Consider the following 11,501-nt stretch of genomic DNA (forward strand, 5'->3'; position numbering starts at 1 on the left):
TATCGAACGTATTAGATATGACGCCTATTTCTTTATGACGCGGCTTCTTACGATGGCATAGCGCATGTTGTGGCTTCTTTTACCACATTCACCGCTGTTATTGCGCAGGTTTTTGAGCCCAAACGTGAATATAACGGCCTAGCGACAGATATGGCTCTTGGCGACATAGCTGTTTCTCTAGTTCCAACACATCTTCAAATTGGTAATCACCCATGTACTCCATATTACCTATGTAGTCACTGAAAGAGCGAATGCCTGATTTACCACAGATATCTAGACCAGCGTCTTCTATCCATTGATAAACCTCTTCAGGCTTCAAGCCTTTTTGTGGTTGCAGCTTAAACCTTTTTCGATGTGGCATCCCATTCAATACATGAGGAATGTTGCCACAAATCACATTTTTCAGGACTAAACCATGGTGGTTGTAAAACATTATCGAGGCAATACCACCGGGTTTTACTTGTTCCAACAATAAATCAAGTGCCTGTTTGGGGTCTGCTAGCCATTCCATTACGGCATGAAACATCACAAAATCGACTTTCTCTTCGAGATGCTCTGCCACTTTTTGTACCGGAGAATGAATAAATCGATATTGCTCGAGCAAACCCGCTTCGCTGATACTTTCTTCTGCGAGCTTCAACATTTCAGAGGAGAGGTCGCACAGAGAAACGTTGTGGCCTAGTGTCGCAATTTTTTGTGACATCTGTGCAAGTCCACCGCCTGCATCAAGGACATGCAGCGGCGAAGCGGATTGATCAAACTTGCTCAAAGCTTGTTCTAAATCTTCCCATACGATGCACTGACGGATCTCTCCTTTGTCAGAGCCGTATATGTTTTTTGCAAATTTGTGGGCAATATCGTCGAAATTACGGTCTTCAGTCACGGCTACTTGAGTTATTATGTCCTATCGTGCCTGCTATTCTGTCACAGGAATTTCAGGAATAAAGAGGCGATGTCTCTTTTTACTACTAAGTGATGTTTTTTCGGACTATTCGGATATGTTTGAGCTGAAAAAAGTAGTGTCTTCGTTACTGATGCCACTGCCAGCAATGTTAATTCTCGCTTTTCTGGGTTTAGCCCTAGTGATGTTTACTGCAAAAAGGAAGACAGGTTGCCTAATTACCCTTTCAGCCCTCTGTGGTATTTTCCTAATCGCTTTCCAGCCTGTTTCTAGTCAACTTTTAATGCCAATGGAAAGGCAACACACCGCTTTTTTACCTATCGATGATACCGTCGATTACATTATGGTTCTTGGAAGTGGTCACGTTGTTGATGACCAAATCCCACCAACATCAGAACTTAGCCGCACCGGTCTGATGCGCTTAAGTGAAGGGATTCGTATCTTACGTCTTTACCCTGGAGCTAAACTCATTTTGTCTGGTTATGGCGCAGGCACTGAGGTGAGCAACGCCAAAATGATGGCTAAAGTAGCGCTAGCACTCGGCGTGGCAAAACCCGATATCATTCTGCTTGAAACAGCGAAAGATACGTGGGAAGAAGCTCGCCAAGCCGCTGCATTCGTTAAGAATAAGAAAATGGTGCTCGTGACATCAGCTAGCCATATGACTCGCGCACTTAATGAATTCAATGCCGCGGGCATGAAACCATTACCAGCTCCAACCAACTACCTTGCACAAGAAGGGATTGTTGAACCATGGAATAAGTATATGCCTAAGGCTATCTATCTCGAGCAGACTGAGCGCTATTGGCATGAGACGATGGGATTAGTTTGGCAAAGCTTGCGAGATTGGCTAGACACAAGTAATGACCCTGTCGAGAGCAGTACTCCGACGGTAAACAATTAAAAAGTTCAGTAACAAAAAAACCGAGGCATCATTGATGTCTCGGTTTTTTTACGTTCAAGTATCGTTACTGAAATCAGCTTTCCACGGGAAATTAGTCACCAGCAAACATGTAACCTTCACCGTGAACCGTCACAAAAATTTGTGGATTCTTAGGGTCAAACTCCATTTTTGCACGCATACGACGGATTAACACGTCGATAGTGCGGTCATTCGGCGCGTCTACTCGATGGCTGATCATATTCAAAATACGTTCACGGCTTAATACTTGGTTAGGGTAAGAAGAGAGTGCAACCAATAGTTCATATTCAGCTTTGGTCAATTTCACCGGCTCGCTGTTCTTGCTTAGCGCACGGCGAGGTATATCAAACGTCCATTCACCAAAACGAACCACAGATTCGTCTTCTGTTTGTTCTACCGCAACCGCTGCAGTTTTACGAGCAGCCGAAATACGCCACAAGAGGTTTTTAACTCGAACCAACAACTCGCGAAGTTCGAAGGGTTTAGTAACGTAATCGTCTGCGCCCATTTCAAGGCCAACGATCTTGTCAATGCTATCCGTGCGTCCAGTAACTAAAATTATTCCAATGTCTGATTGACTGCGTAATTCGCGAGTTAGCATCAATCCATCTTCGCCTGGCAAGTTGATGTCTAACATAATGAGGTCAACGTTATTTTCTTCTAACATTTTTCTCATTTGAGCCCCGCTTTCAGCTTCGCTCACTGTGTAACCTTCATTCTGGAAATATCCAACCAGTTTACTTCGGGTTACCACATCATCTTCTACGACTAATACGTGATAGCTCATCTACACCACTTTTCTTATTTAATAGTTTCAGTGACCATTCTATTCATAACTCGTAACAATTCTAGTACTACAGAAGATAAAAGCCAGAAACATGATTTTTTTTTGATACAAGACAATCTTAAACCTTGCTATTTGTCGCCCATCGCAATTCAATATAGGCATTACTACTAACGAGTAACTTTGCGTTTCGCAAATAACCTTGTTATTCAGCCTTGGTGTGCCTATACATAAATCACTCGACGATGCTAGGTATACACACACCACAAGACTAAATCAGGATCTAAGAAATGAAAGATACGAAAGCATTCAACGAACAACGATCAGAAATATACTGGTGGCTATCAAGCTTGTTCGCTAAAGAGCTCACTCAAGAAGAACTCGATCACTACCACTCTGTTGAAATTCGTTCTTTCCTAACTGGTTTAGGTGAAAATGAAACACTAAAGCCGGCGATTGATAGCTTAGTGGATGCGCTAAACCGTCTACAAACACGTGAAGATGCTCAATTAGAATTGTCTGCTGACTTCTGTGACTTATTCTTAAAGACTGATAAACATGGCGCACTTCCTTACGCTTCTATGTATATCGGCCAGACTGGCCTTTTGAACGATAAGCCAGCAAAAGATATGGAAGAGATCATGGCTAAACACAACTTGGTGGTTAACCAAGACCTAAAAGAGCCAGCTGACCACATTGCTATCGAACTCGATTTCCTAGGTAATCTAATCATTCGTTCGAACGAAACTGAACTTGAAGAAGAACTAGAGAAATCCTTCGCTGTTCAACAGCAATTTATCGAACAGCAACTGCTTACTTGGGTACCAAAGTTCAACGTTAAATGTCATGACATTGACACATTCGGTTTCTACGCTTCAGTCTCATCCCTGCTATTGGCATTCTGCAAATTAGACACTCAATACCTAGCTGGCGAATAAGCTTTTTTTGACGACTCGATAAATAAATTCAATAGAATTGTGACCATTCACCCGGATTTCTGGGTGAATTTTATTGCGAGTAATTTCTAGTCAGTCTAAAATTGTGACCGCAAACGATAAAATATGAAACATTCACGAAATGCTACACTTATTGAAGTTCAGAGCATTTCGGTGTTAAGACAAGCCGCTCAATAGCGGTTTTTTGTTTTTTAGCACTTTAGTACCCAAAGAGCCCTACAAATTTAAGCTCTTAGTTAGGTAGCTTAACGGCTACTTCATTCCGTACTTTGGGAAAGTAGCTTCTAATAGGATAAAAACATGGCCACTATAAAAGATGTCGCACGCTTAGCCGGCGTATCAACAACAACCGTTTCTCACGTAATCAACAAAACTCGCTTTGTTGCTGAAGCGACTCAAGAAAAAGTAAACAAAGCCGTAGACGAACTGAACTATGCGCCAAGTGCCGTTGCTCGTAGTTTGAAGTGCAATACAACCCGCACCATCGGTATGCTAGTGACTCAATCAACTAACCTATTCTTCTCTGAAGTTATCGATGGTGTTGAGAGCTACTGCTACCGTCAAGGTTACACTTTGATCCTATGTAATACGGGCGGTATCTACGAAAAGCAACGTGACTACATTCGAATGCTTGCAGAGAAACGTGTAGATGGCATCTTAGTTATGTGTTCTGACCTGACTGAAGAACTAAGAGAGATGTTAGACCGTCACGCAGACATCCCTAAAGTTATCATGGACTGGGGCCCTGAAAGCTCTCAGGCTGATAAGATCATCGATAACTCTGAAGAAGGTGGCTACCTAGCAACCAAATACCTCATTGAGCGCGGTCACTCCAAGATTGCATGTTTAAGTGGCCACTTAGACAAAGCAGCGTGTGTTGAACGCATCTCAGGTTACAAGCGCGCACTCAATGAAGCGAAGATTACTGCCGATGAAAATATGATCATCGAAGGCAACTTTGAATGTGACACAGCTGTGATTGCTGCTGACCAAATCATTGAGATGAAAGATCGCCCTACCGCAGTATTCTGTTTTAACGACACGATGGCATTAGGACTGATGAGCCGATTACAAGAAAAAGGCATTCGTATTCCTGAAGATATCTCAGTGATCGGTTACGACAACATAGAATTGGCTGAATACTTCTCTCCACCGTTAACGACGGTTCACCAACCTAAGCGCCGTGTTGGTAAAAATGCATTCGAAATACTATTAGAGCGTATAAAAGACAAAGACCACGAAAAACGCGTCTTCGAAATGCATCCTGAAATTGTTGAGCGAAGTACAGTTAAAACGTTAAATTAATTGATGTAATGAGTTTAGTTTAATCAAGCGCACCTTTAGGTGCGTTTTTTTTCTCAACAAACAAAGTGCACTTGAGTGCATAATTCAAAGATCATTAATTGAAGCAATATCACATTTTGAAATAAGAAGTGTGAGCCTAATTCAACAAAAACTTTATTCTAATAACCCAGTCACGCACAGGGCAAACCACTTGAAAAAGTGGGACGCAAAGCTTCCGGCCTAAACCACTCGTTGGTATGGTAGCGGGGTTACCGATGGCAAAATGCAGTAACTGCTAATACTTTAGTAATTTACAGCCTATTGACAATTTAATTGCAACATTTTGCTAATCTCTCGGACCTGCTTATTTGGTGGCGTAGTTCAAATACACCGAGATAAATAACATGGATAAACCGATACTAAAGGACTCAATGAAATTATTTGAGCCCCTAGGAAAAATTAAGTCACGCTCAATGTTTGGTGGATTCGGGCTTTTTGCTGATGACACTATGTTTGCCCTGGTTGTGAATGACCAGTTGCATATACGAGCTGACAAATGCACAACACAACAATTCGAACAACAAGGATTTCAACCGTACGTCTACAAAAAACGTGGTTTTCCTGTCGTTACTAAATATTTCGCTTTACCTGAAGGCTTATGGCAAGACCAAGAGAAAATCTTGCAGCTTGCGACTACGTCTCTAGGTTTTGCTAAAGAAGAGAAAGCTGAACAATCTTCTGCTAAACCAACTAGACTCAAAGATCTGCCTAACCTTCGACTCGCTACCGAGCGGATGTTGAAAAAGGCAGGGATCGATTCTGTAGAACGTTTATATGAATCTGGCTCTGTAAACGCATTTAACGCCATCAAAGAATCGCATGCGTCTTCTGTCAGTATTGAACTGTTATGGGCGCTAGAAGGCGCGATCAATGGTACACATTGGTCTGTTATACCGCAGCAACGTCGTGAAGAGCTTATCAATCACGTCAATTAACATTGTCAGTGCAAACTATATAGATAACTAAGCCGCATTTTTGCGGCTTTTTTTATATCTGGTGAAAGTTATTCTATGCTTTGCCTGTCTATCTATACTAGTGGTATACATTGAAAAACTAATGGTATGCATTGAAAATTTAGAGGAAGTATCAATGAGTAAAAAAATGATATTGGGTATTGTGTTGGTCATAACCATCGTCTTGTTAGGCGTCAATTTCGGCCAGTACTTAACGCTTGAAAATGCAAAAGCCCAGCAAGCTGTTTTGAATGACTACATCGAGAGCAATTTCATTGCCGCTGCCGCTATCTATTTTGTCGCGTATGTCATGATTACGGCTTTCTCAATTCCTGGCGCTGCCGTTGTTACGCTGTTAGGCGCTGCGCTGTTTGGGTTTTGGAACAGTTTACTGCTGGTGTCTTTCGCGAGCGCTATTGGCGCAACCCTGGCCTTCTTAAGTAGCCGTTACTTGTTACGTGACTGGATCCAAACCAAGTTTGGCGACAAGTTAGCCACCATCAATAAGGGCGTTGAGAAAGACGGTGCATTTTACTTATTCTCGCTACGTCTAATTCCTGTTTTCCCATTTTTCCTTATCAATCTATTGATGGGTCTAACACCGATGTCGGTGAGTCGTTACTATATTACTAGCCAAATCGGTATGTTGCCGGGTACCGCCGTTTTCTTGAATGCCGGAACTCAACTCGCAGAAATTGATTCACTTTCGGGCATCGTGTCTCCCTCAGTACTGTTGTCATTTGCCTTACTGGGTGTGTTCCCAATTATTGCTAAATGGTTGATGAACAAATTTCGCTCAGCACCTGTCGCTGAGTAACGTATATAGCTAAATAACTAAATAACTAAGAAACTAAGTAACGCATACAGCCAAATAAGGTTCTATTTCAATGAAAATCTTCAGTGCATCGAATCCGACAGAAGCTCATATCATCTGTGGATTGTTAGAAAGTGAGAATATTGCGTGTGAAGTCCGTGGTGAGGGTTTGTTTGGTTTAAAAGGTGAAATCCCATTTACCGAAGATACAGACCCTTACGTATGGTTACATGAGCCAGAACTCGCTAGTAAAGCCCGCACGATCGTCAATGACTACCAAAAACAGCAAGATTCGATCATCTATGAAGAGTGGCGTTGTGGTGAGTGTCATGAAATCAATGAAGCACAATTCGGGTCTTGTTGGCAGTGCGGCGCTGCTTCGCCTGAATAGCAAAGTTTCAGTTATTACAGACACGATTCGGTCAAATACCTCCTCCAAATAAAAACGGGAAGCTAAATTAGCTTCCCGTTTTTATTTTAATTCTATTGGATCATCGAGTCTGATAACCAACCCCAAGAATCACTGAATTTGCTTTTGGATAAAAGCGATTGATTGTTGATTGAATTCTTCAGGATTTTCTACATTACATACATGCCCACAGTTGGCAATTTCTACCAACTCGCTCGACTCGTGCGCTTCGACCATTTCTTTAACGGGTTTGATGAACATGTAATCGCGCTCGCCCATCAAATACAAAGTCGGAATCGGCAACTCCCTGTCTTTAAAGTATTTCATCAATGGGTTCACATCAGCCGTGAGGATAAACCAGCGCTTGAACTCTTTTTGGCACAGCTTTTTCGCTTCGCGGATAAACAGGTGACGTGATTCTTTCTGACTTTTTTGCGGCATCACAACATAAGCAAAAAGGCTGTATAGCCACATATAAGGAATGATGTGCTTACTCAGGTTTCCTAATTTGATTAAGACTTGAGATCGAGTGTTGAGTTTAGTGACAGCACCACCAAGCACCATCGAACGTACTCTGCTTGCCGCCAGTTCGGCCACGTTACGAACGATAATTGTACCCAAAGACATACCCACAAAGTGTGCGGATCGGATTTTTAGATGATCTAACACTTTAAGAATATCGAGCGTTACTGATTTGAACGTATAACGGTTCGAAATCAGATCTTTAAGTATGTTGTCTGATTTACCGTGCCCTCTCAAGTCAATGAGAAGCAAGTTGAAATGCTGTTTATACGCTTTGATCTGCTTAAACCAAATGGAGGAACTGCCCCCTGCGCCATGCACAAATACAACCCACTCATCGCTCGTAGGGTGAGTAAATGTTTTATGAAATAATAAACTCTCAGACATACCTATCGCTTAATTTATTTATGGAGCTAAGCCTCATCACAAGGCGATGACTAAGGATATCACGCAATTAAGAATTTTAAGTGATAATAGTGTCAAACCCAACACTAGTCATGTGAATACCTGACCACCTTTTCTACCTGACTAAAATGAGTTTGCAAGCTTTGTCTTTGGAAACGTGATGTGATCTGACCAGAAAACAAAAAGGCACTCTATCAGCAGAGCGCCTTCTTTTATTATGAACGGTTGTTATTCAACAACTGAATTTTAAAGCTAAGTCAACAAGTTAAAATGCAGAATGGTACATCGCAAGATATTCTTGTGCCGCATCTTCCCAACTAAAGTCTTGTTGCATCGCGTAAAGTTGAACGCGCTTAATTTCAGATGGATTTTGAGCATAAAGTAGTAATGAACGATGCAATACCGCTAGCAATGCTTGCGGTGTTGGCTCTTCAAAAGCAAAGCCTGTTGCTATCTCGGGATCCTGATCGTAATCATTCACACTGTCCTTTAAACCACCAACAGAGCGCACAATAGGCAAAGTGCCGTAAGCCATGCTGTAGATTTGGTTCAAGCCACAAGGCTCAAATTCAGAAGGCATCAAGAAAAAATCAGAGCCCGCTTCAACCAAATGCGCTAGTTCATTATTGTAGGCTTCTACGAATGAGAACTTGTCTGAATGAAGTGCTGATAACTCTTTCAATTGACTCGCCAAAACCGGATCACCAGTACCGACAATCACGATCTGCAATTCGTTTTTCAAGAACTGCTCGATGATAGGCAGTAAGTAATGGACGCCTTTTTGGTTGGTCAGACGGCAAACCATGCCATAAACCGCACAATCGGTAACGGGTAAACCAACATCTTGTTGCAGTTTTTGCTTACAAGCAGATTTCCCACGAGTCATGCTGTGTTTCGTTGCTTTGAATTTACGAGGAAGGAAAGGGTCTGTTTCCGGATTCCAAGCTCCATAATCACAACCGTTGAGAATACCAAATAAGTCGGCCGAACGATGTTGGAACTCTGCAGCCATGCCATGGCTACCTAACTCCGTTTTCAGCTCTTCTGCATACGTTGGGCTTACTGCATTGATCTTATCGGCACACATCACCCCTGCTTTTAGCATGGTGACATGCGTGTCACTTACAGATGCTTCAGGCACATTGTAACTGTGCATCTCTGGCAGACATTGCAGTTCATCGTATGCGAACACCCCTTTGAAAACTGCATTGTGAATCGAGATAACACTGCGCGTATTTTCAAAGAAATCGTGTTGTTGATAACGTGATTTAAGCAAGAAAGGCACAAAACCTGTGTGCCAGTCATTTGCATGAATGATGTCAGGTTGGAACGCGAGCTTAGGAAGCATATCCAAACAAGCCGTACTGAAGAACGAGAAGCGCTCTCCGTTATCGGCATACGCTTGATTGTTCTCTGCGTACATTTCAGGGCGATCGAAATACTTGGCACATTCAATAGCGAAGATTTGAACACCTTCGACACTCAACTTTTTGACTTGATAAGCAGTATGAGGCCAATGATCGAGCTCGGTCGACAAAATCACTTCAGCTGAATCAATGTTTGGAATGTTTCTATAAGCAGGGATGGTCACTCGAACATCTTGTTCGAGTGTTTGTAACGCTTTTGGCAGTGCCTTGGCTACATCAGCCAAGCCACCACTTTTAATCAAGCCTTCAACTTCAGACGCTACAAAAAGTACCGAGAGAGTCTTAGTAACCAACTCGAGCTCCTTTAGGAATAACTACTACACCATCGTCAGAGACATGGTAATGCTTTTTATCTTCTTTCAGATTTACGCCAATCTGTGTTCCAGGTGCGATATCTGCATCTTTATCGACGATGACACGACGAAGTACGCAACCTTCACCCACTTTCACGTCACCGAGTAAGATACTCTCACTAATATCACACGCTGATGCGATATTACTGCGGAAACCCAATACACACTTCTCAATGCGAGAACCACGTACGTAGCTGCCGTTACACACTAAGCTATCGATGATCTGAACACGGCCGTTTGCCGAATCAGTAAACGTAGCCGGCGGTAGTGGCGGATAGTACGTATGTAGTGGCCACTTGCGGTTGTATAGCGAGAATGGCGCATCTTTCTCAAGAAGATCCATATGAGCTTGCCAGTACGCGTCAATCGTACCTACATCGCGCCAATAAACTTCTTCTTTCTCACCAGTAATACGGTTAGTACTGAAGTCATAAACAAACACATCACCACGCGGAACCATGTTTGGAATGATGTCTTTTCCGAAATCATGTGTCGAGTCTTCTTTATCTGCATCTTCAACAAGTTCTGCGAACAACTCGTTAGCTTCAAATACGTAGTTACCCATAGACACAAGCGCAGACTCCGGGTCACCTGGAATTGGTTTCGGGTTAGCCGGTTTCTCTTCAAAACCAATCATACGGCCTTCAGCATCCACTTCGATAACGCCGAATTCAGATGCTTCAGCAAGCGGCATACGCAATGCAGAAACGGTTAAAGCCGCTTTCTTCTCTTTATGGAAATCAAGCATCTGCTTAATGTCCATTTTGTAAATATGATCTGATCCAAAAATACAAACTTGATCAGGTTCTTCCAACTGCATGAAGCGAAGGTTTTGATAAATAGCATCTGCAGTACCTTCATACCAACGCTTACCTGTACGCATTTGCGCAGGGATTGGGTCGATAAAACGGTCGGTTATACCACTGATATTCCAACCTTTTTTCATGTGATGGAACAGTGATTGTGACTTAAACTGTGTTAATACGTAGATCTTCATTAGATCAGCATTAACGAAGTTATTCAGAGCGAAATCAATTAAGCGGTAACTACCACCGAAAGGAACCGAGGGTTTGCTGCGAGATTCAGTTAAAGGTCTTAAGCGAGAGCCTTCACCACCAGCAAGAATCATTCCCAATACACCAGCCATTTTATTCTCCATATATTTATAGCTTGTCGATGTTAGTGCTCTAAGAGGTATCTTCCTCTGGGGGATGAGCACCAACACTTATTTCGGTACTTAACGAATATCCATTCACATGCAGTGAAAATATCCTAAGCCAAACGTTGTTAAGTGTGCACTATTGTTTGCACTTGGTTTTATATACGTTATCGACTTTCCGGCCGATTTCAATTTTTAATACGCCATTCTGTGTTATGTAAGCCGATTGCTTTCCTAAGACTTAAAGCAGCTCACATTACACCGTTTTTATGAAACATTAAGTTAACACCCGGAATACATCAGGTATACAACTAAAACCTGATCTGTGACTTACAATATTTTAATTAAGTTACAATCACATTAAAGTTGCATAATTAAAGATTATTATCCATTTCATTTATTTCATGACCTGAATTTAACAAATAGACACAGGTAAGGCCGACGATCGAGAGACAGCATAATTAGTCATATTTAGATCAAAAAAAAGCAGCCTAATGGCTAACACTGATCATTTAAGCATTTTCCTGATCAGTTGAACGATCCTACAGATGG

The 11,501-nt window shown here is 42.1% G+C and carries 11 protein-coding genes and 1 riboswitch; of the genes, 6 read left to right on the forward strand and 5 right to left on the reverse strand.

Features of this window, described 5'->3' with window-relative positions; translation table 11 throughout:
* Nucleotides 1-97: 97 nt before the first annotated feature.
* Entirely contained in the window at nucleotides 98-883 is a 786-nt protein-coding gene (gene cmoM / locus ACED42_RS19065; protein ID WP_009846357.1) for a tRNA uridine 5-oxyacetic acid(34) methyltransferase CmoM, read from the reverse strand.
* 115 nt (nucleotides 884-998) lie between these two features.
* Here cmoM and elyC point away from each other — a divergent pair, with 115 nt between their 5' ends.
* Nucleotides 999-1,805 (forward strand): envelope biogenesis factor ElyC, encoded by an 807-nt coding sequence (gene elyC, locus ACED42_RS19070; RefSeq protein WP_009846356.1) that lies wholly within the window; start codon nucleotides 999-1,001, stop codon nucleotides 1,803-1,805.
* Between the two features lie 91 nt (nucleotides 1,806-1,896).
* Here elyC and torR read toward each other — a convergent pair whose 3' ends face one another.
* Nucleotides 1,897-2,610: a two-component system response regulator TorR gene (gene torR / locus ACED42_RS19075; protein ID WP_009846355.1), complete on the reverse strand. Its 714-nt coding sequence runs from the start codon at nucleotides 2,608-2,610 to the stop codon at nucleotides 1,897-1,899.
* 287 nt (nucleotides 2,611-2,897) lie between these two features.
* Here torR and torD point away from each other — a divergent pair, with 287 nt between their 5' ends.
* The 5 genes from torD (at nucleotide 2,898) to ACED42_RS19100 (ending at nucleotide 7,065) form a co-directional block, all read left to right on the forward strand.
* Nucleotides 2,898-3,545: a molecular chaperone TorD gene (gene torD / locus ACED42_RS19080; RefSeq protein WP_135383950.1), complete on the forward strand. Its 648-nt coding sequence runs from the start codon at nucleotides 2,898-2,900 to the stop codon at nucleotides 3,543-3,545.
* 318 nt (nucleotides 3,546-3,863) lie between these two features.
* Nucleotides 3,864-4,868 carry an HTH-type transcriptional repressor PurR gene (gene purR / locus ACED42_RS19085; protein ID WP_017099945.1) on the forward strand — a complete coding sequence of 335 codons (1,005 nt, stop codon included), beginning with the start codon at nucleotides 3,864-3,866 and terminating at the stop codon, nucleotides 4,866-4,868.
* Nucleotides 4,869-5,038: 170 nt separating this feature from the next.
* Nucleotides 5,039-5,124: riboswitch (cyclic di-GMP riboswitch) on the forward strand.
* 127 nt (nucleotides 5,125-5,251) lie between these two features.
* On the forward strand, nucleotides 5,252-5,842 hold the full coding sequence (locus ACED42_RS19090; protein WP_009846352.1) for a TfoX/Sxy family DNA transformation protein: 591 nt from the start codon (nucleotides 5,252-5,254) through the stop codon (nucleotides 5,840-5,842).
* Between the two features lie 154 nt (nucleotides 5,843-5,996).
* Nucleotides 5,997-6,677, forward strand: a complete 681-nt coding sequence (locus tag ACED42_RS19095; RefSeq protein WP_009846351.1) for a TVP38/TMEM64 family protein — start codon at nucleotides 5,997-5,999, stop codon at nucleotides 6,675-6,677.
* 70 nt (nucleotides 6,678-6,747) lie between these two features.
* Nucleotides 6,748-7,065 (forward strand): DUF2007 domain-containing protein, encoded by a 318-nt coding sequence (locus ACED42_RS19100; RefSeq protein WP_102248916.1) that lies wholly within the window; start codon nucleotides 6,748-6,750, stop codon nucleotides 7,063-7,065.
* 129 nt (nucleotides 7,066-7,194) lie between these two features.
* On the opposite strand, the gene ACED42_RS19105 is transcribed toward ACED42_RS19100, so the two are convergent.
* The 3 genes from ACED42_RS19105 to glgC form a co-directional block, all read right to left on the reverse strand.
* Nucleotides 7,195-7,992, reverse strand: a complete 798-nt coding sequence (locus tag ACED42_RS19105) for an alpha/beta fold hydrolase (RefSeq protein ID WP_009846349.1) — start codon at nucleotides 7,990-7,992, stop codon at nucleotides 7,195-7,197.
* A gap of 283 nt (nucleotides 7,993-8,275) precedes the next feature.
* Nucleotides 8,276-9,730 (reverse strand): glycogen synthase GlgA, encoded by a 1,455-nt coding sequence (glgA, locus tag ACED42_RS19110; protein WP_371703771.1) that lies wholly within the window; start codon nucleotides 9,728-9,730, stop codon nucleotides 8,276-8,278.
* Nucleotides 9,720-10,949, reverse strand: coding sequence for a glucose-1-phosphate adenylyltransferase (glgC, locus tag ACED42_RS19115; protein ID WP_081326175.1), 1,230 nt, complete (start codon nucleotides 10,947-10,949; stop codon nucleotides 9,720-9,722). The genes glgA and glgC overlap by 11 nt, the downstream gene beginning before the upstream one ends.
* Between the last annotated feature and the right edge of the window lie 552 nt (nucleotides 10,950-11,501).

The organism is Vibrio sp. FF145 (assembly GCF_041439075.1).
Taxonomy (GTDB): domain Bacteria; phylum Pseudomonadota; class Gammaproteobacteria; order Enterobacterales; family Vibrionaceae; genus Vibrio; species Vibrio tasmaniensis_A.

Bases quoted from the DNA above. Each gene is read 5' to 3' on its own strand.
- elyC (WP_009846356.1), top strand. From the start codon at position 999: ATGTTTGAGCTGAAAAAAGTAGTGTCTTCGTTACTGATGCCACTGCCA.
- torR (WP_009846355.1), bottom strand. From the start codon at position 2,610: ATGAGCTATCACGTATTAGTCGTAGAAGATGATGTGGTAACCCGAAGT.
- ACED42_RS19100 (WP_102248916.1), top strand. From the start codon at position 6,748: ATGAAAATCTTCAGTGCATCGAATCCGACAGAAGCTCATATCATCTGT.
- ACED42_RS19105 (WP_009846349.1), bottom strand. From the start codon at position 7,992: ATGTCTGAGAGTTTATTATTTCATAAAACATTTACTCACCCTACGAGC.
- ACED42_RS19090 (WP_009846352.1), top strand. From the start codon at position 5,252: ATGGATAAACCGATACTAAAGGACTCAATGAAATTATTTGAGCCCCTA.
- glgC (WP_081326175.1), bottom strand. From the start codon at position 10,949: ATGGAGAATAAAATGGCTGGTGTATTGGGAATGATTCTTGCTGGTGGT.
- purR (WP_017099945.1), top strand. From the start codon at position 3,864: ATGGCCACTATAAAAGATGTCGCACGCTTAGCCGGCGTATCAACAACA.
- torD (WP_135383950.1), top strand. From the start codon at position 2,898: ATGAAAGATACGAAAGCATTCAACGAACAACGATCAGAAATATACTGG.
- ACED42_RS19095 (WP_009846351.1), top strand. From the start codon at position 5,997: ATGAGTAAAAAAATGATATTGGGTATTGTGTTGGTCATAACCATCGTC.